Origin of the sequence: Mesorhizobium sp. B3-1-7, assembly GCF_006439385.1 — a bacterium.
GTDB lineage: Bacteria > Pseudomonadota > Alphaproteobacteria > Rhizobiales > Rhizobiaceae > Mesorhizobium.
Genome location: NZ_VFTL01000028.1, coordinates 69416 through 92351, shown reverse-complemented (window position 1 = coordinate 92351; position 22936 = coordinate 69416). Strand labels below are relative to the sequence as shown.

General features: G+C 65.9%; 16 protein-coding genes. 4 read left to right on the top strand and 12 right to left on the bottom strand.

Going from position 1 to position 22936, the window contains the following annotated elements; translation table 11 throughout:
* The 3 genes from FJ417_RS22600 to FJ417_RS22590 form a co-directional block, all read right to left on the bottom strand.
* Positions 1–930 (bottom strand): sugar ABC transporter permease, encoded by a 930-nt coding sequence (locus tag FJ417_RS22600; protein ID WP_140648051.1) that lies wholly within the window; start codon positions 928–930, stop codon positions 1–3.
* 245 nt (positions 931–1175) lie between these two features.
* Positions 1176–2435, bottom strand: coding sequence for an ABC transporter substrate-binding protein (locus tag FJ417_RS22595; protein ID WP_140702145.1), 1260 nt, complete (start codon positions 2433–2435; stop codon positions 1176–1178).
* Positions 2436–2552: 117 nt separating this feature from the next.
* Positions 2553–3503: an N-acetylmuramic acid 6-phosphate etherase gene (locus FJ417_RS22590; protein WP_140784977.1), complete on the bottom strand. Its 951-nt coding sequence runs from the start codon at positions 3501–3503 to the stop codon at positions 2553–2555.
* Positions 3504–3704: 201 nt separating this feature from the next.
* Here FJ417_RS22590 and FJ417_RS22585 point away from each other — a divergent pair, with 201 nt between their 5' ends.
* Genes FJ417_RS22585 through nagA form a run of 4 tightly spaced genes read left to right on the top strand, consistent with a single transcriptional unit; the run spans position 3705 to position 7594 of the window.
* Positions 3705–4586, top strand: a complete 882-nt coding sequence (locus tag FJ417_RS22585) for an N-acetylglucosamine kinase (RefSeq protein WP_140784976.1) — start codon at positions 3705–3707, stop codon at positions 4584–4586.
* Positions 4587–4629: 43 nt separating this feature from the next.
* A complete protein-coding gene (locus tag FJ417_RS22580; protein ID WP_140784975.1) occupies positions 4630–5409 on the top strand; it encodes a GntR family transcriptional regulator in 780 nt (259 codons plus the stop codon).
* On the top strand, positions 5406–6437 hold the full coding sequence (locus FJ417_RS22575; protein WP_140784974.1) for an SIS domain-containing protein: 1032 nt from the start codon (positions 5406–5408) through the stop codon (positions 6435–6437). The genes FJ417_RS22580 and FJ417_RS22575 overlap by 4 nt, the downstream gene beginning before the upstream one ends.
* A complete protein-coding gene (gene nagA / locus FJ417_RS22570) occupies positions 6434–7594 on the top strand; it encodes an N-acetylglucosamine-6-phosphate deacetylase (protein WP_140784973.1) in 1161 nt (386 codons plus the stop codon). Before FJ417_RS22575 ends, nagA begins: the two co-directional genes overlap by 4 nt.
* A gap of 118 nt (positions 7595–7712) precedes the next feature.
* Here nagA and FJ417_RS22565 read toward each other — a convergent pair whose 3' ends face one another.
* The 9 genes from FJ417_RS22565 to FJ417_RS22515 form a co-directional block, all read right to left on the bottom strand.
* Positions 7713–9239 carry a malonyl-CoA synthase gene (locus FJ417_RS22565; protein ID WP_140784972.1) on the bottom strand — a complete coding sequence of 509 codons (1527 nt, stop codon included), beginning with the start codon at positions 9237–9239 and terminating at the stop codon, positions 7713–7715.
* A gap of 186 nt (positions 9240–9425) precedes the next feature.
* Positions 9426–10163 (bottom strand): GntR family transcriptional regulator, encoded by a 738-nt coding sequence (locus tag FJ417_RS22560; protein ID WP_246687518.1) that lies wholly within the window; start codon positions 10161–10163, stop codon positions 9426–9428.
* Positions 10164–10421: 258 nt separating this feature from the next.
* Complete coding sequence (gene rpe, locus FJ417_RS22555) at positions 10422–11099, bottom strand: ribulose-phosphate 3-epimerase (protein WP_140784970.1); 678 nt, start codon at positions 11097–11099, stop codon at positions 10422–10424.
* Positions 11100–11489: 390 nt separating this feature from the next.
* Positions 11490–15368, bottom strand: coding sequence for a DUF11 domain-containing protein (locus tag FJ417_RS22545; RefSeq protein WP_140784969.1), 3879 nt, complete (start codon positions 15366–15368; stop codon positions 11490–11492).
* A gap of 11 nt (positions 15369–15379) precedes the next feature.
* Positions 15380–17341, bottom strand: coding sequence for a hypothetical protein (locus tag FJ417_RS22540; protein ID WP_140784968.1), 1962 nt, complete (start codon positions 17339–17341; stop codon positions 15380–15382).
* Positions 17342–17705: 364 nt separating this feature from the next.
* Entirely contained in the window at positions 17706–18638 is a 933-nt protein-coding gene (locus tag FJ417_RS22535) for an alpha/beta hydrolase (RefSeq protein ID WP_140784967.1), read from the bottom strand.
* 214 nt (positions 18639–18852) lie between these two features.
* Positions 18853–19635, bottom strand: a complete 783-nt coding sequence (locus tag FJ417_RS22525; protein ID WP_140784966.1) for a carnitinyl-CoA dehydratase — start codon at positions 19633–19635, stop codon at positions 18853–18855.
* Complete coding sequence (locus FJ417_RS22520; RefSeq protein WP_140784965.1) at positions 19628–21706, bottom strand: acetate--CoA ligase family protein; 2079 nt, start codon at positions 21704–21706, stop codon at positions 19628–19630. The genes FJ417_RS22525 and FJ417_RS22520 overlap by 8 nt, the downstream gene beginning before the upstream one ends.
* A gap of 63 nt (positions 21707–21769) precedes the next feature.
* Complete coding sequence (locus FJ417_RS22515) at positions 21770–22933, bottom strand: acyl-CoA dehydrogenase (protein ID WP_140784964.1); 1164 nt, start codon at positions 22931–22933, stop codon at positions 21770–21772.
* Positions 22934–22936 lie beyond the last annotated feature (3 nt).

Genomic DNA, 22936 nt, shown 5'->3' with positions numbered 1-22936 from the left:
TCAGAACTGGTAGCGACGCAGGCGCGTCTGCACGAGGAACAGGTAGACGCAGACGCCGGCCAGAATGATCAGGAACATGATCGTAGCGATCGCCGCGCCCATGTTGGGGTCGCCGACCTGCAGCTGGAAGCCGAAGAAGGCGCGGTAGAGGAAGGTGCCGAGGATATCGGTCGAATAATTCGGTCCGGCGAGCGCGCCTTGCGCGGTGTAGATCAGGTCGAAGGCGTTGAAATTGCCGACGAAGGTCAGGATCGAGATGATGCCGATCGAGGGCAGGATCAGCGGCAGCTTGATCTTCCAGAACTGCGCCATACCGGTGACGCCGTCGCATTCGGCCGCCTCGATCACCTCGTCGGGGATCGACAGAAGCGCCGCGTAGATCAGCATCATCGGGATGCCGACGAACTGCCAGACCGACACCAGGCTGAGCGCGGTGAGCGCATATTGCTCCTTGCCGAGCCATGGCGTGAACAGGCTCTTCAGGCCGACGAAATCGAGCAGATGCGGCGCCACGCCCCACAGCGGCGACAGGATCAGCTTCCAGGCGAAGCCGACGATGACGAAGGACAGGATCGTCGGCACGAAGATCGCCGTGCGGTAGAAGGCGGTGAAGCGCAGCCTGGGGCTGGAAAGCAGCGCCGCGAGCAGGATGCCGATCGGGTTCTGCACCAGCATGTGGATGATGAAGAACCAGACATTGTTCCGCAGCGCATTCCAGAAATTCACCGACCAGTTCGGATCGCCGAACAGCGTGCGGAAATTGCCCAGTCCGACAAAGACCTGGGACTGGTCTATGTTGCGGAACAGAGAGAGCTGCAGCGTGCCGAACAGCGGCAGGATCATGAATGCGGTGTAGACCAGCACCGCGGGCGCCAGGAAGACGCCGACATGCCAGCGGATCGGTCTTTTCGGTCGCGTTTCTGCAGCCATGAGTTCGGTAGCCATGAGTTCGGTTCCCCGCCGTCTCTGGGTTCCAGTTCGGTTGATGCTAGCTGATGCCTCGATGCACGGCTTGGCTTGTCCCCTTCGAGGAGAAAAGACAAGGCCAGCGACAGATCGGCTCCGTCTTCCCCGCAAGGTGAGGGTAAGACCGGGAGGCTGCGCCGACAATCGCTATCTGGAGCTGTTTGAATGCCGGCCGGGCTCGCGCCCGGCCGGCATCGCAATCGATGCTCTTACTTCGCCGGCTTGTACCAGCTGTCGAGGCCGGCCTGCAGCTTCTTGGCCGCGGCTTCGGGGGTATCGGTGCCGTTGATCACATTGGCCGATTCGACCCAGGTCTCGTTCTCGAGGTTCGGCGTGCCGCGCGACAGGATCTGGTAGGTCGAGCGGATCGTCGACTTGCACTTGCCGCGCCAGGAGACGAATTCCTGAGCGAGCGGGTCTTCCATCTTCACCGGCGAGGAGTTCAGGCTGAAGAAGCCCGGCAGCGCGTTGGCGTAGATGGTGGCGAAATCCGGCGAGGCCACCCAGGACAGGAAGGTCTTTGCCGCGTCCGCATGCTTGGAAGCAGCGTTCAGGCCCATGCCGATGTCGGTATGGTCGGAGATGTAGCAGGTGTCGCCGGCCTTCTCGACCGGCGGCGGGAAGGCGCCCATCTTGAACTGCGCCTGGGTGTTGAACAGGCCGATTTCCCACGAGCCGGCCGGGTAGATGGCGGCGCGGCCGAGCGTGAACAGGTTCTGGCTGTCCGGATAGGTCTGCGCCTCGAAGCCGTCGCCGAGATACGGCTTCCACTTGGCCAGTTCCTCATAGGGCGCCACCCAGTCCTTGTCGGTCAGCTTTTGCTCGCCCTTGATCAGCGCCGCGCGGCCTTCTTCGCCCTTCCAGTAGTTCGGGCCGATATTCTGGTAGCCCATGGTCGCGGCTTCCCAGAGGTCCTTGGTGCCCATCGCCATCGGGATGTAGGTGCCGTCGGCCTTGATCTTGTCGAGCACGGCGAAGAACTCGTCGCGGGTCGTCGGCACCTTGAGGCCGAGCTTGTCGAACGCGTCCTTGTTGTAGATGAAGCCGTGGATGACCGAGGCCATCGGCACGCAGAAGCTCGACTTGCCGTCGTCGGTCTGCCAGGCGGACTTGGCGACGGGCGAGAAGTTTTCCATGCCCGGCAGCGAGCTAAGGTCGGCGAGGTTGCCCTTCTTGAACAACTCGAGCGACTTGTCGAAGGGGCGGCAGGTGATCAGGTCGCCCGCCGAGCCGGCGGCGAGCTTGGCGCCGAGGGCCGCATCATACTCGGTCGGGGCCGAAGGCGCGAACACCACCTTGATGCCGGGGTTCTTGGCTTCGAAGGCCGGGATCAGCTTGTCCTTCCAGATGGTCAGGTCGTCGCCGCGCCAGCTTTCGATGTTGAGCGTTACGTCCTCGGCCAGCGCCATCCCGGTCGTGCCGAGGATGCTTGTGCCGAGCAGAAGGGCCGTCAGTAGTTTGGTCTTCATCTTCAGTCTCCCTGTTGACCTTTTTCAGGTTCCGTTTTGATGAGAACAGAGGCTCAGCGCCCCTTGTTCCCCTCGCAAGCCCGTTTCACCCCGATGGAAATCGGGATGAAACAGGCCCTACTTCTTTGTTAGGGCATGATCTTTTCCGAAAAGCGGGTTCCACTTTTCGGAATCATGCCCCAGCGCGGAAAGCGCCGGCCGAAGCTTCTGGCCGGTTCCTTCCAGTATCTTCTCGGCCGCGTCGGCGTTGGCGGCGCCGGCGGCGAGCAGAATGGCGGTCTTGACGACGCCACCGCTTTCCTCGAGCAGGCGGGCGGCGTCGTCGCGGCTCTTGCCGCTGATGGCGGCGACCATGCGTACGGCGCGGTCGCGCAGCTTGATGTTGTCGGCGGTGAGATTGATCATGTAGCCGTCATGGACATGGCCGAGATGGATGGCGGCGAGCGTCGACAGCATGTTGAGCGCGATCTTCTGCGCGGTGCCCGCGCCCATGCGCGTCGAGCCGGCGATCAGCTCCGGGGGCGTTTCGAGCAGGATGGCGACGTCGGCTTGCTTGAACAGCGCGGCGCCCCGGTTGTTGGCGATGGCGATGGTGACGGCGCCCCGGCGCCGCGCGTCCTGCAGCGCCTGGACCGCATAAGGGGTCGAGCCGCTGGCGGAAATGGCGATCAGGCAGTCGCCCTTGCCGATATCGGCCGCGGCGACGGCCGCCGCCGCTTCCCCGGTGTCGTCCTCCGGTCCGCCGGCCAGTGTGCGGAAGGCCTCGTCGCCGCCCGCGATCAGGATGGCGATGCGGTCGCGCGCAATGCCGAACGTGCCGGGCAGTTCCAGCGCATCGGCCAGCGCCATAAGGCCGGAGCTGCCGGCCGCCGCATAGGCGAGCCTGCCGCCGCTCTTCAACTGCTTCGCGATGAGTTCGGCGGCAACGGCGATTGCCGGAATGGCGCCGTGCACGGCCTTGCTGGCCTCGATCTGGGCATTGGCCAGGAACGCCAGAATGGCTTCGGGGGCCTGGACATCCAGCCCCTCGGCATTCTGGTGGAGCGCTTCCGTGCGCGTCTCGGCCATCCATTTTCCTCCAACTGAGCGAAACAATACCAAAAAAATACCACTTGTCCACACGCATTAACGAATTTCAGGCAGGGGAATTTGCTTGCCGGCAAATTGCTACGGGTTTTCAATAAAATACGCCTTAATCTTTTTTGAACCGAAATTAACTCTTGGCTATTGGTATTTTATTGGTATTATCCCGGCCGAGGAGAAAATCGCGTGAAATTCGTGCTCGGCATCGATGGCGGCGGCACCAGCTGCAGGGCGGCCCTTGCGGCCGTCGACGGCGCTGTCGTCGGCCGCGCCAAAAGCGGCGCCGCCAACATCCGTACCGACCTCACCGGCGCCCGCGCCAACATCGTCGAGGCGGCCAGGCAGGCTTTCCTCGCCGCCGGCCACGATCCGGAGCTGATCCCGCGGACACCTGCCATCCTTGGCCTCGCCGGTGCCAATGTCGGCACCTACCGGCAGCAGCTCGAGGCAATCCTGCCTTTCAGCCAAAGCCGTGTCGAAACCGATGCCGAGATCGCGCTCGAAGGCGCGGTCGGTTCCGGCGACGGCGCCATGGCCATCCTGGGCACCGGCACAGCCTATATGGCGCGTAAGGGCGGAAAATCGCGCGCCATCGGCGGCTGGGGTTTCCAGGTCGGCGACCAGGGCAGCGGCGCCCGCATCGGCCGCGACCTGCTCGAGCAGACGCTGCTTGCCTATGACGGTATCCGTCCAGGCTCCCCCTTGACCGACGCCATGCTCGCCGTCTTCCGCAACAATCCGGAAGACGTGGTCGAATTCACCACCAACGCCAAGCCGGGCGATTTCGGCGGCTTCGCGCCAAAGGTCTTCGACCATGCCGAAAAGGGCGATCTCGTCGCCAACTGGATCCTCGGCAAGGCGGTGGCCGATGTCGAGGCTTCGCTCGGCGCGCTCGATCTCGCCGAAGATGCCCCGCTCTGCCTGCTCGGCGGCCTGGCGCCGCTTTACGCGCCGCGCCTGTCGGCGCGCTACCAGGCGCTGCTGAAAGCTCCGCTCGACGACGCGCTCGGCGGCGCCGTGCAGATGGCCTTGCGCATCTTCGCTTCTGGCGCGGAGGCGCCGCGATGAGCGCCGCCGACCAGATCTTCGCCATGCTGCCGGAGGCGCCGCGATGAGCGCCGCCGACCAGATCTTCGCCATGCTGAAAGAGTCCTCGCAGAGCGGTGCGCCGCTCTATTTGCAGCTGAGGAGAAGCATCGAGGAAGCGGTCAATCGCGGCTTGATCGGCCCCGGCGACGCGCTGCCATCCGAGCGCGACATCGCCAGCAAGGCCGATATCTCGCGCGTCACCGTGCGCAAGGCTGTGCAGGACCTGGTCAAAGGTGGCATCCTCGTGCAGCGCCACGGCTCGGGCACCTTCGTCGCTCCGCGCATGGAGCGCGTCGAGCAATCGCTGTCGCGGCTCACCTCCTTCACCGAGGACATGGCGCGCCGCGGCATGAACGTGCGCTCCGTTTGGCTGGACCGCGGCCTCTATGCGCCGTCGCCGGATGAGATGATGGTGCTGGGCCTGTCCTCGACCGAGCTGGTGGCGCGCGTCGCACGCCTGCGCATCGCCAACGACACGCCGCTGGCGATCGAGCGCGCCGCGCTCTCGGCCAGCGTCCTGCCCGACCCCGAGGCGATCGGCTCCTCGCTCTATGCGGCGCTGGGCACGACCGGCAATCGCCCGGTACGCGCCGTGCAGCGCATCTCGGCCACCAATCTCGGCGACGCCGATGCGCGCCTGCTGGAAGTATCGCCGGGGATTGCCGGTCTGCAGATCGAGCGCATTTCCTATCTGGCGAGCGGCAAGGTGATCGAGTTCACCCGCTCGGTCTACAGGGGCGACGCCTATGATTTCGTCGCGGAACTCCGGCTGACCGGGCCGGGAGAGGAGATCCGGCAATGATGGCAAACACCACCCATATGCGGCGCGAGATCGATGAGATCCCTGAAGCCGCCGCTCGCCTTCTTGACGGCTCGGCCTCGGCGCTGGCCGAGGCGGGCCGCGGCCTGCGCGAGCGCGATCCGCATTTCGTCGTCACCGTGGCGCGCGGCTCGTCCGACCACGCCGCGACCTTCATGAAATATGCCGTCGAATTGACGGCGGGCCTTGCGGTCGCCTCGGTCGGGCCGTCGATCGCGTCCATCTACGGCGCCAAGCTCAGGCTGCGCGGCTCCGCCTGCCTGGCGGTCTCGCAGTCGGGCAAGAGCCCGGACATCGTCGCCATGGCCGAAACGGCAAGGGCCGGCGGCGCGCTCACCGTCGCCATCACCAACACGGCCGACTCGCCGCTGGCGCGCGCCTCCGATTATGCCATCGACATCCTGGCAGGGCCGGAACGCTCCGTCGCCGCCACCAAGACCTTCGTCAATTCGGCCGTCGCCGGCCTGGCGCTGATGGCGCACGCGACCGACGACCAGCCGTTGCTGAAGGCGCTCACCGGCCTTCCCCGCCATTTCGAGAAGGCGATCGCCTGCGACTGGATGGCGCTTGCCGGCGCGCTGGAAAATCCGCAGTCGCTGTTCATCCTCGGCCGCGGCCCGTCCTTCGCGATCGCCAGCGAGGCGGCGCTGAAGTTCAAGGAAACCTGCGCCATGCACGCCGAGGCCTACAGCGCCGCAGAGGTCATGCATGGGCCGCTGGCGCTGGTCGGACCGGGTTTCCCGGTTCTGGCGCTTGCCGCGCGCGATGCGTCCGAACCCTCGGTCGCCGAGGCGGCCGACGGCCTGACGGCCAAGGGCGCGGCCGCCTTCATCACCTCCGACAAGGCGAAGGCCGCGAAACTCCTGCCGCATGTCGCCACCGGCCACCCGCTGACCGATCCGCTGCCGCTGATCGTGTCCTTCTACGGCTTCGTCGAGGCCTTCGCGCGCCATCGCGGCCTCGACCCCGACACGCCGCGCAACCTGCGCAAAGTGACGGAAACCGTATGAGCGACCGTTTCGCACTCACCGGCGCCCGCATCTTCGACGGTGCCGACTGGCATGACAACGCCGCCCTTGTCGTCAAGGGCGACGCGGTCGAGGCCATCCTGCCCGCAGGCGCGATTCCGTCCGGCGTTCCGGCGGTCGAGACCGGTGGTGGCCTGCTGGTGCCTGGTTTCGTCGACATCCAGGTCAATGGCGGCGGCGGCGTGATGCTCAACGACCATCCCGACGTCGCCTCGATTGAGACCATCTGCCGGGCGCACGCGCCCTTCGGCACCACCGCGCTGCTGGTGACGCTGATCACCGACACGCCGGCCGTCACCGCCGCCGCCATCGCCGCCGGCGCCGAGGCGGCCCGGGAAAAGGCGCCGGGCTTCCTCGGCCTGCATCTGGAAGGGCCGCATCTCTCCGTAGCCCGCAAGGGCGCACATGATCCGGCGCTGATCCGGCCGATGACCGATGCCGACCAGGCCGCGCTCATTGCGGCGCGCAAAGAGCTTCCGGTGCTGCTTACCACGATCGCCCCGGAATCGGTCGAACCGGCCCGTGTCACGGCGCTGGCCAAGGCCGGCGTCGTCGTCAGTCTCGGCCATAGCGATACCGACTATTCGACCGCCAGCGCCTTTGCCGGCGCCGGCGCCACGGTGGTGACGCATCTGTTCAACGCCATGAGCCAGATCGGCAACCGCGAGCCGGGTCTGGCTGGCGCTGCGATCGACACCGGCGGTCTGTACGCCGGCATCATCGCCGACGGCATCCATGTCCATCCCGCGACGATGATCCTGGCGCTGCGCGGCAAGCAGCGGCCGGGCAAGATCGTGCTGGTCACCGACGCCATGGCGACGATCGGCACCGACATGACATCGTTCACGCTGAACGGCCGCACCATCTACCGCAAGGACGGCAGCCTCAGGCTTGCCGACGGAACGCTGGCCGGCGCCGACCTGGACATGATTTCCGCCGTCCGCTTCGTCCACCGCGTCGTCGGGCTGGAGCTCGACGAGGCCCTGCGCATGGCCTCGCTCTATCCGGCCGAAGCAATCGGCCAGACGCATCGCCTCGGCCGTTTCGCCAACGGCACCGCCGCCGACATTGTCGGCCTGTCGGAGGGGCTGGATGTCAGGAACGTCTGGATCGGCGGCAAGAAGGTTTTTGGGACGTAACCTCCGCGATTTTCGTCATCCTCGGGTCTGCGCGCGTCGCTTCGCTCCTTGCTCCGCCCTAGAATGACGAAGCGATGGGCGTTTCGGCTAACCTCCGAGGCCTGCGGCTCGATAATCGTTAGCCGGCTCCACGCACCGCGTAGATATCCTTGTACGCCTCGCGCAAAATATTCTTCTGCACCTTGCCCATCGTGTTGCGCGGCAGTTCGTCGACGAAGATCACCTGCTTCGGGTGCTTGTATTTCGCCAGCCGGCCGGCGATGGCGCCGGCAATGTCGGCGGCGCTGATCGCCGATCCCGGCTTGCGCACCACGACCGCGGTGACACCTTCGCCGAAATCCGGATGGGCGACGCCCACAACCGCGCTTTCGCTGACGCCATCAAGCGCGTCGATCTCGCTCTCGATCTCTTTCGGATAGACATTGTAGCCGCCCGAGATGATCAGGTCCTTGCCGCGCCCGACGATGTGGACATAGCCGTCGGCATCGATCAGGCCGAGGTCGCCGGTGATGAAGAAGCCGTCGTCGCGGAACTCGGCCCTGGTCTTCTCGGGCATGCGCCAATAGCCGGCAAAGACGTTCGGGCCCTTGACCTCGATCATGCCGATCTCGCCCTGGGCCAGCGGCTTGGCGGTTTCGGGGTCGGTGATGCGCAGCGAGACGCCGGGCAAGGGGAACCCGACCGTGCCGGCGCGCCGTTCGCCGTCATGGGGATTGGACGTGTTCATGTTGGTCTCGGTCATGCCGTAGCGCTCGAGGATGGCGTGGCCGGTGCGCTCGCGCCAGGCCTTGTGCGTCTCGGCGAGCAGCGGCGCCGAGCCGGAGATGAAGACCCGGATGGCGCTGGCCGCTTCGCGCGTCAGGCCGTGCTGCTGCAACAGCCGTACATAGAAGGTCGGCACGCCCATCAGCGCGGTCGCGCGCGGCATCAGCGACAGGATGCGCGCCGGGTCGAATTTCTGCTCGAAGAACATTTTCGCGCCGGCCATCAGGATGACGTTGGTGGCCACGAACAGGCCGTGCGTATGGAAGATAGGCAGCGCATGGATCAGCACGTCGTCGGCGCCGAAGCGCCACTGCTCGACCAGCACGCGGGCATTGGAAGCTAGGTTCTCGTGGCTGAGCATCGCGCCCTTGGAACGGCCGGTCGTGCCGGACGTGTAGAGGATAGCAGCAAGATCGTCCGGCCCGCGCGCGACATCGCTGAAATCCGTCGCCTGCCGCGAAGCCTGGCTGGCGAGCGTTCCCTGCCCGTCGCGGCCGAGCGTGAGCACCGTCGCGCCGATCGATGCGGCAAGCGGCTCGACGCCCGAAAGACGGTCCGGATCGCACACGATCAGCGTCGGCTCGGCGTCGCGGAAGAAATAGTCGAGCTCTGGCAGCGTGTAGGCGGTGTTGAGCGGCAGGAAGACCGCGCCGGCGCGTAACGAGGCGAGATAGAGCAGCGCCGCCTCCGGGCTCTTCTCGACCTGGACGGCGACGCGGTCGCCGGGCTCGACGCCGGCCTGCGCCAGCGCATGCGCCAGTTGCGCCGACTTGGCCAGCATGTCGCCATAGGTGATCGAACGGCCGTCATCCGTCTCCATCAGCAGCCGGTCTGGCGCCGGCATATGGGAACGGAAAGCGCCGAAGAGATGATTGGTCATGAAATGTCCTCTGGAGCAATTCGAGGAAAGGCGGTTTTCAGTCCGGAATTGCGTCAAAACAAGGAAATAGAGCGGTTCGCCGTTTCCGTGAAACGGCGAACCGCTCAGGCGTACGCCGGATGGCTCATGCGTTGCGCTGCCCGAGCGAATATCAGATTTGGCGGCCGGAGAAAAACGGCGCGGCAGTTATCTGCGGCGCCCTTTGCTGAGGCCGGCCTTCGGATCATAACCCTGCGCGAAGCGTTCCATGCACATCGCCGCGGTGAGGCGGTAATGATTGAGAAGCGCCTCGACCGCGCCGTCGGCGTCGCCATCCAGCGTGCGCTCGGCAATCATGCGGTGCTCGCCAAGATCGTCGCGTCCCATGCCCGGCGCGTTTTGCGAGATCAGGCGGTAGCGCGAAGCCTGATCGGAAAGCTGATCGCAAAAGCCGATCAACCAGTGCGACCGGCACGCCGCGATCAGCGCGCGATGGAAGGCGCGGTGCAGCTTCTCCCATTCCGGATTGTTGGTTGCCGGGTCTTCAGGCAGGCGGCGCTCGGCGCGCGCGAGGCGGTGCAGGGCCAGCACCAGCTGCTCCTCCCATTCGGCGGTGCGGTGCGCAATGGATTCGCGCAGCGCTCGCTCCTCCAGCCAGCAGCGCGTACGCGTCAACTCCTCCAACTCCACGGCGCTGACCGGCATCAGGAAGAAGCCGCGTTGGTCGTGACGGCCGAGCAGGCCCTCGGCGGCCAGGCGGTTGAGCGCCTCGCGCACCGGCGAAGCGCCGGCGCCATAGCGGGAAACGACCCATTCGACACGCAGTTTCGTCTCGGACTCCAGAGCTCCGCGCAGCAAGTCGTCGCGGAGTTGCTGGTAGACCGAACTGGCAAGCGTGCTTTTGGCGCCCTTGCTCTCGCCCGGCTCGGTGTTTCCGTTTGTCAATCGAACTCCTGTTGCTTTGCCCCTGGTTTGCCAGGGCCCCGCGGCGAAGCAATTCCCGTACATATATCATACAGCCGGGCAACGGCGCCTCAAGCGGAAGATGACGATATTCGACCTTAAGACAGGTCGGGCCGTCTATTCATTGAATAAAGTAGAATCTCGGGGAAAAGCCGATAATCCTGCGTCGCTTCCTATATCGAACAGTCGTTCAATTGCCGCGATTAGGCAACTCCCGGGAGAGATGGGGCAGTTATACGTTTAACCGACGGCTCTGTCGGCGGCCGTTCGAATTGCTTCGATATTTGCCCTGTAGGCTTCGACGCTGCCGCCCTTGAAGACGGCGGCGCCCGCCACCAGCACATTGGCGCCGGCCGCGGTCATCAGCGGCGCCGTTTCTGCCGAAACGCCGCCGTCGATCTCGATGTGGATCGGCCGGCTGCCGATCAGCGCCTTGACCCGTTTCACCTTGTCGACGATCGCCGGGATGAAGGCCTGTCCGCCGAAGCCCGGATTGACGGTCATGATCAGGATGAGGTCCAGCCGGTCGAGCACATATTCGATCGCCGTTTCCGGCGTCGCCGGGTTGAGCGAGACGCCGGCCTTCTTGCCAAGGCTCTTGATGGTCTGCAGCGAACGGTCGAGATGCGGCCCGGCCTCGGCGTGAACCGTCATGCCGTCGCAGCCGGCTTCGGCGAAGGCGGCCAGGTAAGGATCGGCCGGCGCAATCATCAGATGGCAGTCGAAGAAGGCCTTGGTGCGGCTGCGGATCGCCTTGATCACCGGCGGGCCGAAGGTGATGTTGGGCACGAAATGGCCGTCCATCACGTCGAGATGAATCCAGTCGGCGCCGGCCGCCGCGACGGCCTCGACCTCATCGCCGAGCTTGGAGAAATCCGAAGCCAGCACCGATGGCGCGATCAGGGTCTTCTTGCTCATGGCGCAAATTCTCCTGTCAGTCCTGCGCGCGTGGCCGCGCCTGTCAGCGCGATTGCCTAGAGCAATTCCAGGAAAAGTGCGAGCGGTTTTCCGTCCGGAATTGCGTCAAAACAAGGAGATAGAGCGGTTCACCGTTTCCGTGAAACGGTGAAACGCGCTAATGCATGTCGCGCAGAAATATGCAGCGGCTTTGCGATAACGACATGCATGAAAACAAAGGCTTAAAGCGCGTCGCCTGAATCCGCTTCAGCGACGCGCTAGACCATGATCCGGTCAAGGGGAAGCATGTTTTCGACAGGCGAATCGGTCCGCTTGCCACAGGGCTGTCGTCGATGTGAAAAAGAAAACCCGCCGGATCGCTCCGGCGGGTCTGGATCTTCAGCCGCAAGATTACGGCTTGAAGTTCTGGATGTTGGCGCCCGCCGGATCCTGCAGCACGCGCTGCGGCTGGCGCTGCGGCACCAGTTGCTGCAGCACGTTCGGGTTGAGCAGGATGCCGGGGTTGATCTCGACGCCCGGCCGCCTGCGGATCGGCGTGCAGTCCGGGAACCGTCCGGCCGTGCCGACCGGGCAGCGCCGCTTGGTCAGCACCGGTTGGCACTGGCCGTCGATGTAGCGCGAGCCTGGCGCGCATTCCTGTTGCGGCTTGCGGCAGGCGCCGTCGCGGATTTCGGTCCCACGCGGGCAGACGCAGTCGCCCCGCTTGTTGTGGACCTGACCGCGAATGGTGCACTGCTCCTGCTTCGGCTTTGGCGGCCTACAGGCCTTGCCCCGCACCTCCAGGCCGTCCGGGCAGGCGCAGTTGCCGTCGGCGTCGCGCACCTGGCCGCGAATCGGGCATTGCCTCGACACGATCGGCCGGCAGGCGCCGTCACGGACTTCTGTGCGGCTCGGGCAGACGCAATCGCCATCGGCGTTGCGGGACTGGCCCCGGATGCGGCACTGGGCGGGCGGCTGCCTGTCGGGCACGCAGGCCTTGGCCACCCGGTCGAGATGCGTGCCGTCCGGGCAGGTGCAGCCATTGCCGTTCGAAGTCGGCACCGCGCCGCGCACCGTGCATTTCGGCGGGATGACCTGGCAGACGCCGTTGACCAGTTCGCCGCGGCGGCAGACGCAATTGCCGTCCTGGTCGTGATACTGGCCGGGACGCAGCGGGCACTGCCGCTCCTGCGGCTCTTCGCCCCGCACGCATTTGCCGTTCTCCAGCTCCGTGCCGCGCGGGCAGACGCAGCGTCCGTCCGCTGTCCGGATCTGGCCTTGCAGCAGGACGCAGCGCGGCGGCACGGGCAGCGGCAGGAGCTTGGTGCCTCCACCGCCTGAGCACTGGCCGTTGCGGAAGGTGGTGCCGTCCGGGCAGACGCAACGGCCGGCCGAGTTCAGCACCAACCCGTCCGAGCACTGGTTCTTCACCTCATGCCTGATGGTGAAGGGGTGGCATGAATAGGCTTTGCCGCGATCGCCCTGGTTGGTGGTCAGGTCGCGCGACAGCACGTCGCCGCCGCCGTGCACCGGCGTGTTCGGAGGAAGCACGCCGACGCAGTTCTGTCCGGTGACCGTTCCCTGCAGATCGGCGAGGCGCCCGTCCTCGGGAAGGATCACGGTGACGTGGTGGGTGTGGCTTTCACCTGCCCCCAGCGTCAGGTTGGCGATGCAGGATAGAGGCAGCGTCGTCGGCTCCTGCGAGCAGCCGAAGGGCGGGTCGATCGAGGAGATCTGAACGCCTTCCAGCCGGCCGAGACCCTCCACGCCGATCGCATCGCCGATGCGGACTGGACCGGAGAAGGGGTTCGGCCCATCATTCGTGATGGTGATCTCGAAGGAGCAGGGTTCTCCCGGCTGGCACTCGGCATCGCCGGTCTTCTCGACGCGGATGGCGGAAGTGCCGCCGCCCTTCGCGCAAGCCTGGCCGATCGGGTAGACGATATCGTCGCCCGGCCCCGGCCCGTAGGAGCCGCGCGCGCAGTTCTCGAACGCGCCATTGCCGCTCACCGTCACGTCGAAGTGCCTGGAGGTTCCGGGTGTCATCACGGCGCCGGGAATCTGGCACGACAGCGTGTTGGCAGGCACTGGTCCGCAGTTCCATTCCGGGCCGTCCGGGGCCACGGTCTGGATCTGCACCGGCGCACCGCCCGACACCAGCGTCGCGGCATCGTTGACCCGCACCGGTCCGGTGGGGGCGGCGGTGCCGGCATTGCTGATGGTGATGCGGCAAGAGACCATTCCGGCGCGCACGAGCTGATCGCCGCCGCAGGTCTTGGTGATGCGCAGGCCGGGCTGGCCGCCATTCGGATGGCGGATGCGTTCGGTGGCGCAGGCCTTGTTGTTGGCGAGGTCGACCTCGCCGCGAATGCCCTTCACCTCGGCGCAGTTCTCCACCGTGTCCGGCCGGTAGTTTGCAGGCATCACCGCCTTGACGACGATCGGCGTCGAGGCGCCCGCAGGCAGCGAGATGCTGGCATTGTCGCAGCGGAACTGTCCGGGCCCGTTCGGTCCGCAGCTCCATGGCGGGCTCGGCCCGAAGGTCGACGAAGTCGGCGCGCCGCCGGGGTAGGTGTCGATCACCGTCAGTGGCCCATTATAGGTGCTGGTGCCGTTGTTGATGACGTCGATCACGAAGAAGCACACGCCGTCCGGCGTGCAGACCGGGACGCGGGCGCGCTTCTTCAAGATCAGGTCGACCTTCTTTTCGACCGGCGGATTGCACTGCGGATCGCGATCGCCACGGCGACAGATCGGGATCGAAGCGCAGCCGCGGTCGTTCTGCTGGCTGCCGAACAGCGGCTTGCCGCTGGCCTGGTAGTCATAGGCGGCGCAGTTGCGCAGCACGCTGCCCTGCCACCCGCCCGCCGGCTTGAAGCCGAGCTTGAGGTTGACGGAAGCGCCGGGGTTGAGCGTGGTCGGCGGATAGGTGCAGGTCATCGGCGTCGTGCCGGGCACGCAGACCCAGGACGCGTTCGGCCCGGAGGCCAGCACGGAGCCTGCCGGCAGCGTCACCTCGTCGAGCACGATCTTGCCGTTATAGGGCGCGTCGCCGACATTGGTGACGGTGATGGTGAAGTCGCAGCCGCCGGCCATCGTGCAGCGCGGCACGTCGGCATGCTTCTCGACCTTGAGGTCCGGCTCCTTGTCCTTCGGCGGGCATCTCAGATCACGCGGGATGACGATGTCGATGACCTGCGTGCAGCAGAGCCCCCAGCCTTCCTTCGGCCCGGCATAGGTCTCGATGCCGGTGACGATGAGATGGATGGCCTCGCCGGGCGAGGCCCCGATGATCTTCCAGTTCAGCACGCCGCCGCCGACCGGCACCTTTTGCGTGTCGGGAACGATGGTGATGCCGGGCGTCGTCGTCGACACCTGCACCCACTTGCCGCCCATCTCCGGGCCGACCGGCATGTGGTAGATGAAGGCGCCGCCGCCGGGCACGCAGTCGACCGTGCCGTGCTCGACCTTGAAGCATTCCTTGCTGGGAGGTGGCGGCGGGTTGCACTTGGTGACGTCGATATGGATCGTCGTCTTGGCGCCGGTCAGGAAGTCGCCGTCGTCCGGCTTGTTCGGGTCCTGCGACGGGATGACGGTCCCCGGGCCGCCTCCCATTGTCACCTTGATCTGACCCTGGTTGTCGACATTGGCCGGCGCGGGAAACGCCGCCTGGTCGATCTTGGCCAGGATGCGGAAGGTGATGGTGCGTTCGTTCGGCGCGCCCGAACCGTCGAGATCGTCGGCGGAAATCCGGAAATCGGACACCGTCGCCGTATCGTCGGGGTTGGCCGAGCTGCTGATCGTGGCCGCCGGCAGCGCTCCGCCGCCGGCGTCCGTGCCGTCGCCGGTCACATTCACGTTGACGATCTTCAGGCCGTGCGCAAGCTGGTCCTTGAAGTCGATCCTGGCGTTCTTCAGTGCGTTGGCCAAAGCCGGATTGGCGAAGGGTTGCGCATTGCCGTGCAGGCCGAAGGTCAGCGTGTAGTAGACATAGTCGCAGCCGCGCTGGCCGCCCGTCTTGGTGAAGAAGGGCACAATGCGGCCGGGTTCGGGGTTGACGATGCGCGGATTGTCCAGGTCGAGCCTGGGCTCCGGTCCGGCGACTTCGGTGAGCTTGGCCGGAGCGGTGTCTTCCGCGAGCGCCGGCAGCGCCGGCATCATGGCGACCGCGATACCGGCCGCCATCAGCCAGCGCGCGCCGCGCCTGGCGTATGACAGGGGTTTCATGATCTTCTCCATGACGGTTTTCGTGTTGCGCGAGGCGAGGTGGGAAAGGGCGAGATTTGTCATCTGTCCCTCCCTCAACGTTCGCAGCTGACGGCTGGCGTTCTGAGCGGCAGCGTCACCTTGCAGCAAGGGTAGTAGCCACCCTTGTCCTGGTCGGACTTGCGATAGAAGCAGAGCCCGACATTGACGGTGTCGCCAGGATCATGGCCGGTGATGTCGACCGTGTAGGGCTTGCCCGGGACATGCGACATGGGGCTTGTCACCCCGACGCCGGGCGTCCTGGACTGCGCCTTGATCGAATCGCCGCCGAAGCCGGCATGGTCATGGAGATAGAGTTCGGCCCGAAGTCCGCGCGGCGTGCAGTAGTAATGCACGTCCTCGACATCGACGCAGGGCGGCAGGTTGCCGGGCGGCGGGAAGTCGGGCGGATAGAACGGAGGCAGATAGCCGCCGGGGATTTCCTCGTAATAACCGGCGCGGCCTTCGCACGGGCGCCAGACCCTTATGTCGCCGACATGGCCTTCGATCTCCGGGTCTTCGAAATAGCCGTCGAAGTCGACGAACCAGGAGCCGAAGGGCGGCACGTTGGCCGGCTTGACGAGCGCGCTCGGCGTCAGCTGCACGCCATGCACGGCAAGCGGCCCGCCGGCGGCGAGGCGCTCGGCAAGCTCGGGATTGTCGCGCAACTTGTCGCCTGTGTTGACGACGGTGTCGGTGCAGACGCTGGTGTCGATATTGCCGTCGGCGTCATAGCCATATTGCAGGTCGACGCCGCCGGCCGACTGGCGGTTGCCTTGCGGAAAGCCGACCGCGTATTCCTGCGGCACCTCGACCCAGGCCGATTCCGTCGCCGGATCGTCCGGGTCTTCCTGCCAGTAGCGGATCAACTCGCCTTTGCCGGAATCGGCGAAGCGGCTGTAATCGTAACGGTTTTCGACCGGGCCGCGCTGGGCGAGATACATGAAGCCGTTGTTGTCGAAAGCTATGTCGGTGACGGCGTAATCCTTCTCGGCCTTGACCGTCAGTTCCCAACGCGGATCGCCGGCGAACGTGCCGTCGCGCGCAATGCCGACCGACCAGATCTCGGATTTTTCGCCGACCGAATAATAGAGCCGGCCGCCGTGATAGGAGACCGCCCAGACACGGCGCTCGTCCTGCGTATAACCCCAGGTCTCGGGGTCTTCGGTATCGAAGGCCGCGCCCTGGATGTCCATAACCGCGCCATCGTCGGCGACGGGGCCAAGCCCATGCGCCGGGCGGCCGGCGACGCCATGGTCGAACGTGTCGATCAGATGGCCGTCGGCGTCGATGCGATGGATCAGGCCGGTGTCGATATCCGAGGCGAAGAACTGGCGGTGGATGGGATCGAAGGCGAGGTTGCCGATGCCCGGTCCGCTATTGGTGTCGATGTCGGCGAATTTCGAGACGGCGCCCGTGATGCCGTCGATCTTCCAGATCGTGCCTGGACCGCCGCCATTCTCGGTGCCGAACTGGCCGCCCATGAAGGTGGCGCCGGCGGCGCCGCGACGCTGCCGCTCCGGACGCCCGTCGTCGTCGGCGTCCGGAGTGACGATCTCGACGCCATGCAGCGAGGTCGCGGCGGCATAAAGATTGGGAATGCCCGACGGCATGCCATCGCGTACGCCGTCGTCATAGGTCAGTCCGAACACCTCGCCGATCTGCCCAGCCGTCACCTCGAAGGGCGGCGGCGTGAAGACGAGCTGGCCCGAGGCAGGCCCGCCGAGATGCGAGACGTCGAAAATGCGCAAGGATGCCCGCGAGGTGTCGATGAAGGTCTCGTCGACCGGATCGGTGCCGGGCGGCAAGCCCTGGTCGAAATCGGGGATTATGGTGCCGGGGAAGCCGGTGACCGCCATCGATCCAGGATAGATGATCTGGGTTTCCTGCGCCTTCGCCACGCCGCCGAGCCAGAGGCTGGCGGACAGCGCCACGGCAAGAATTCCGCTGGTGGATGCTATTGCGCGGCGCAGACGGCCGCCACGAGAACGCAGAAACGAGCCGCGAACGCCAGACATTGAACTCCCCCCGAAGCCGCTGGAAGGAACATCCGGTCTTGTCGCGCCAACCAGGGCAAGGCGCGGCGTTGCGGCACGTTCTTCCCCGATCGAATTGTCTGCTTTCCTCATCGTGACGATACGCCTGCGCCTATGCAGGGTCAACGGAATCAGCCGAAAGCCCAGCGCGTCGACCCCTTCCCGAAGGCGGTGATCGCGCTGGACTCCCGTTGTTCCCGGAGACCGCGTAGTCTCTGGGTTTCTGGTCATGGGGCTTTCCCTTTCCGGGCCGCACCATTGCGGCGCCTGGCCATCAGTCGCCGGCCGGCGTGGAAAGGTTCATTTGAGGATAGCGGGGCGGAAAGCGTTCCCGGGCCGCCGGGCGTCACCAGATCCAGTCGCCCCGGCCGAGTGCCGATACCGCCTCGACGATGCGGGTGAAGCTGGTCCGTGCCCGGCCGACCATGTGCCGGGCCCTGAGATAGCCGTGTACAAGGCCCGGCTCCTCGAACCAGGTGGCGCGTCCGCCGGCCGCGACGATGCGGTCGCGATAGGCCTCGCCGTCGGACGACAGCGGGTCGCACTCGGCGGTGATCAGCACCGTCGGCGGCAAATTGGCGAAATCGGCGTCGGCGAGCGGGTAGAGCGTGATATCGCCGGTCCGGTCCACGCCGCCGGTGCGGATATGCTTGTAGAAATCGAGGTCGCGCACCGTCAGCATCGGCGCCTCGGCATGGGTGACGTAGGAGCCGCGCGAATGGTCGCCGCCAAGGCCGGGATAGATCAGCATCTGGCCGGCCGGCTTCTTCGCATGGCCGCGCGTCGCATGCGCTGTCGCCGCGCAGAGATTGCCGCCGGCGCTGTCGCCACAAAGCACGACAGGGCGGTCATAGGTCCTGGCGGCCCATTCGAAAGCGTCCATCGCGTCGTCGAAGGCGGCCGGATGCAGATTTTCCGGCGCCAGCCGGTAATCGACCGAGACCACCTCGAAGCCGGTGCGGGCGCAAAGCTCGGCGCAGACATCCTCATGGCTGTCCAGCCCGCCCAGGATGAAGCCGCCGCCATGGAGATAGAGCACCATGGCGGCATTGTTCGGCGTGGCGTTGCGGTAGATGCGGATCGGGATGCCGTTGGCGATGCTTGTCGTCTCGGCGGTCACGCCTTGCGGGTAGCCGGCAAAGAACTCCCGGCACATCCGGTCATAGATCGCGCGCTGCTCTTCGATCGTGTAGTCGATCGTATCCGGCGGGTAGTAGGAGTTGGTCTTCTCGATGAAGGCCCAGGTCTCGGCGTCGATGAGGGTTTTATAGTCGGTCATTGCGGTTGGACCGACTGGAGAGGTTCAGCCCGGTCACCCCCCTCTGGCCTGCCGGCCATCTCCCCCGCAAGGGGGGAGATCGGATGTCGCATTTGCCTTCGCCAATCTCCAGCGGGGAAAGGTGAGCGCCGGCGCCGACACTGCCAATCTCCCCCCTTGCGGGGGAGATGCCCGGCAGGGCAGAGGGGGGTGCCTCGCGCCGTCATCTTTGACGTTATCGTCCCTTCCACACCGGCTCGCGCTTCTCCGCGAACGCCCGGAACCCTTCCATGTTGTCTTCCGACCCATAGAGGATATCGACCGTCGGCAGCTGCCGACGCGTCACCTTGTTCATCGCGTCCTGGAAGGTCAGCGCCTCGGCCACGCGCGCCGTCTCCTTGATCGAGGCGAAGACCAGCGGCGGGCCGCTGGCCAAGAGCCTTGCGATCTCCCAGACGCGCTCTTCGAGCTTGTCCTTGGGCAGCACTTCGTTGACCAGGCCCCAGCGATGCGCTTCGGCGACATCCATCCAGCGGCCGGTAAACAGGAGGTCCATGGCGATGTGGTAGGGGATGCGCTTCGGCAGCTTGATGGTGGCTGCGTCGGCCAGCGTGCCCGCACGGATTTCCGGCAGCGCGAAGGAGGAATGGTCCGAGGCGTAGATGAGGTCGCAGGACAGCGCCAGTTCGAAGCCGCCGCCCACCGCCATGCCGTTGACGCAGGCGATCACCGGCTTGTTGAGGTCGCGCAACTCCTGCAGCCCGGCAAAACCGCCGACGCCGTAATCGCCGTCGACCGCGTCGCCGGCGGCGGCCGCCTTCAGGTCCCAGCCTGCGCTGAAGAACTTGTCGCCTGCGGTCTTGACGATCGCGACGCGCAGGTCGGGATCGTCCCGGAACGCCCTGAAGGTCTCGCCCATCAGCCGCGATGTCTTCAGGTCGATGGCGTTGGCCTTCGGCCGGTCGAGCGTGACCTCGAGGATCGTGCCCTCGCGGCGGGTGGTGATGATTTCAGTCATTCTTCTTTTCTCCAAGCACCAGCAGGGCATCCGCGATCCAGGCGCCCTTGCCTTCGGCACAGACGATCAGCGGGTTGATGTCGAGCTCCTCGATCTCGACTTCGTTCTTCTGGACGAAGTCGGCAATGCCGGCGACGGCGTCGATGGCCGCCTGGACATCGGCCTTCGGCCGGCCGCGATAGCCTTCGAGCAGCGGATAGAGCTTCAATCCACGCAGCGCCGCCTCGATGTCGTCGCGCGTTGCCGGCAGCATCAGGGTCACGCTGTCGCGCAGAAGCTCCACCAGCACGCCGCCGGTGCCGAGCGTCATCACCACGCCGAACATCGGATCGCGGGTGAAGCCGACGATCAGTTCGGCGACGCCGTCGCGCACCATGCGCTCGGCATAGAGCCCGGTGCCGAGCGGCAGAAGGTCATGCGCGGCGGCGCTGACGGATTCGGCGTCCTTGAGGTTCAGCCTGACGGCGCCGACTTCCGACTTGTGCGTGACGCCGAGCGCCTTCAGTGCCACCGGGAAGCCCAGCGTCATCGACGAGATCACCGCCTCGACCGCGTTGGAAGCGCGTTCGCCCTTCGGCACCGGCAGGCCGGCCTTGATCAGCCTTTCCTTGGCTTCGGCCTCGTCCGGCGTCACGTGTCTGGCTTCCGACGCGCCCGCGGCCGTGGTGTCGACCGGCTGCGCCTGCGGCTCGCGCCAGGCCCAGCCGATGAAGGCGGCGGCCTGGGCGGCGTCCATGGCCTCCGAAATGCCGAACAACGGCACCATGCCGCGCGCCATCAGCCCGGCGGTGTACTCCTCCGGCAGGTTTTCCGGCAGCGAGGAGACGATCGCGCCTTGCGCCTTGTTGGTCTTCAATGCCGCCTCGAAGGCGCGCAGCGTCGCCCACCAGTCGACGTCCGAGCAACGGTCGGGGCGCGGGAAGTCGAGCACCAGCATGTTGAGGTCGAAACCGCCCGACACCATGGCGGTGAAGGTGGCCGTCATCGCCGGCTCGTTGTTCCAGATGAAGGTGTGATAGTCGAGCGGATTGGCAACCGCGACCAGCGGTCCGAGCGTCGATTTGACATGCGCGCGATGCTGATCGGCAAGCGCCGGAAAATGCACCCAGCGGCCCTCGGCGCTGTCGGCCATCACGGAGGCTTCGCCGCCGGAGCAGCTCATCGAGGAAAGCTTGTAGCCGGGCAACGGCCCGGTGATGTGCAGCAGCTTCAACGCTTCGATGAAGGCCGGGATGGAATCGACACGCGCAATGCCGAGCCGCTTCAGGAACGCGCCGGAGGCGGCGTCCGAGCCGGCCAGCGAGGCGGTATGCGAGACGGTCGCCTGCCGCGCCTGCTCCGAGCGGCCGACCTTCATGGCGATGATCGGCTTCTCCAGCTCGCGGGCGCGCGCCGCCAGCCTTTCGAAGCCGGCTACCGAGTCGAAAGCCTCGATATGCAGGCCGAGCGAGGTGACGCGCTCGTCCTCGATCAGGCCGAGCGCCATTTCGGACAGGCCGGTCTGCGCCTGGTTGCCCGCCGTCATCAGGAAGGCGATCGGCAGGCCGCGTTTCTGCATCGTCATGTTGATGGCGATGTTGGACGATTGGGTGATGATGGCGACGCCCTTGCCGCCCTCGGCCAGGCGGATGCCGCCATGCTGGTCGGGCCACAACAACGCGCCGTCGGCATAGTTGATCAGGCCATAGCAGTTCGGGCCGATGATCGGCATCTGGCCGGCGGCGGCAACGAGTTCCGCCTGCAGCCGCTCGCCATCCTCGTCATAGGCCTCGGTCTCGAGGAAGCCGGCGGCGAAGCAGACGGCGCCGCCGGCGCCGCGCTCGGCCAGCGCCTTGATCACCTCGATGGTGAGGTGACGGTTGACGCCGACAAAGGCGGCGTCCGGTGCTCCGGGCAGGTCGGCGACGGAGCGGTAGGCCTTGCGGCCGGCGACCTCGTCCTTGGTCGGATGCACCGGCCAGATTTCGCCGGCAAAGCCCATCTTGATCGATTGCGCCACGACGGCGGCGGCCTGCGCGCCGCCGAACACGGCGATCGATTTCGGGCGCAGGAGACGTTCGAGTTTATGCATGGCCATCTTTTCGTTTGAGCGCGATCTTTCCCAAAACCGGTCCCGGTTTGGGGTAATCATGCTCTAAGCTCCGAACGGACGCAGCAGCGCCCGCGAAATAATATGTCGCTGAATCTCCGACGTGCCTTCCCAGATGCGCTCGACGCGGGCATCGCGCCAGATGCGCTCCAGCGGCAGGTCGTCCATCAGACCCATGCCGCCATGGATCTGGATGGCTTCGTCGGCGACAAAGGCCAGCATCTCGGTGGCCTTCAGCTTGGCCATCGCCATGTCCTGGTCGGTGACGGTGCCCTGATCGTACTTCCAGCCGGCTTCGAAGACCATCAGGTCGGCGGCCTTGAGCTCCGTCGCCATGTCGGCGAGCTTGAAGGAGACGCCCTGGAACTTGCCAATCTGCTGGCCGAACTGCTGGCGCTGCGCGGCATATTCGATGGCGTGCGACAGCGCGCGCTCGGCGCGGCCGAGGCAGGTTGCGCCGACCTGCAGGCGCGTGGCCCCCAGCCAGGAATTCGCGACGTCGAAACCCTTGTGCACCTCGCCGAGCACCTGGGATGCCGGCAGCCGGCAATCGTCGAATTCGAGGATCGAATTGGTGTAGCCGCGATGCGAGACATTGCGGTAGCCGTCGCGCACCGAAAAACCCTTGGTGCCCTTGTCGACGAAGAAGGCGGTGATCTTCTTGCGCTTGCCGCGCGGCGAATCCTCTTCGCCCGAGGCCATGAAGACGATGGCGAAGTCGGCGATGTCGGCATGCGAGATGAAATGCTTGGTGCCGTTGAGCACCCAGTGCGAGCCGTCCTGCACGGCGGTCGCCTTCATCCCGCGCAGGTCGGAGCCGGCGCCCGGCTCGGTCATCGCGAGACAATCCCATTTCTCGCCGCGGATGCAGGGGAAGAGGTACTTTTCGCGCTGCTCCGGCGTGCCGGCGAGCAGGATGTTGGAAGGCCGCGCCACGCAGGTCCAGTGCAGCGCGTAATTGGCGCGGCCAAGCTCCTTCTCGTAGAGCAGCCAGCTCACCGTATCGAGGCCGGCGCCGCCGACATCGGCCGGCATGTTGGCGGCGTAGAGCCCGGCCCCGATCGCCTTGGCCTTCAATTCGTCGATCAGCTCGCGGCGCAGCACGCCGGTGCGCTCCACCTCGCGCTCATGCGGATAAAGCTCGTTCTCGACGAAGGCGCGTGTCGTCTCGACGATGAGCTTCTGTTCTTCCGAAAGACCGAATTGCATCGC

Coding starts and splice junctions, on each gene's coding strand:
- rpe (WP_140784970.1), bottom strand. CDS start 11,099: ATGAGCAAGAAGACCCTGATCGCGCCATCGGTGCTGGCTTCGGATTTC.
- FJ417_RS22535 (WP_140784967.1), bottom strand. CDS start 18,638: ATGACCGACTATAAAACCCTCATCGACGCCGAGACCTGGGCCTTCATC.
- FJ417_RS22580 (WP_140784975.1), top strand. CDS start 4,630: ATGAGCGCCGCCGACCAGATCTTCGCCATGCTGAAAGAGTCCTCGCAG.
- FJ417_RS22600 (WP_140648051.1), bottom strand. CDS start 930: ATGGCTGCAGAAACGCGACCGAAAAGACCGATCCGCTGGCATGTCGGC.
- FJ417_RS22515 (WP_140784964.1), bottom strand. CDS start 22,933: ATGCAATTCGGTCTTTCGGAAGAACAGAAGCTCATCGTCGAGACGACA.
- FJ417_RS22575 (WP_140784974.1), top strand. CDS start 5,406: ATGATGGCAAACACCACCCATATGCGGCGCGAGATCGATGAGATCCCT.
- FJ417_RS22545 (WP_140784969.1), bottom strand. CDS start 15,368: ATGACAAATCTCGCCCTTTCCCACCTCGCCTCGCGCAACACGAAAACC.
- FJ417_RS22595 (WP_140702145.1), bottom strand. CDS start 2,435: ATGAAGACCAAACTACTGACGGCCCTTCTGCTCGGCACAAGCATCCTC.
- FJ417_RS22525 (WP_140784966.1), bottom strand. CDS start 19,635: ATGACTGAAATCATCACCACCCGCCGCGAGGGCACGATCCTCGAGGTC.
- nagA (WP_140784973.1), top strand. CDS start 6,434: ATGAGCGACCGTTTCGCACTCACCGGCGCCCGCATCTTCGACGGTGCC.
- FJ417_RS22540 (WP_140784968.1), bottom strand. CDS start 17,341: ATGTCTGGCGTTCGCGGCTCGTTTCTGCGTTCTCGTGGCGGCCGTCTG.
- FJ417_RS22590 (WP_140784977.1), bottom strand. CDS start 3,503: ATGGCCGAGACGCGCACGGAAGCGCTCCACCAGAATGCCGAGGGGCTG.
- FJ417_RS22565 (WP_140784972.1), bottom strand. CDS start 9,239: ATGACCAATCATCTCTTCGGCGCTTTCCGTTCCCATATGCCGGCGCCA.
- FJ417_RS22520 (WP_140784965.1), bottom strand. CDS start 21,706: ATGCATAAACTCGAACGTCTCCTGCGCCCGAAATCGATCGCCGTGTTC.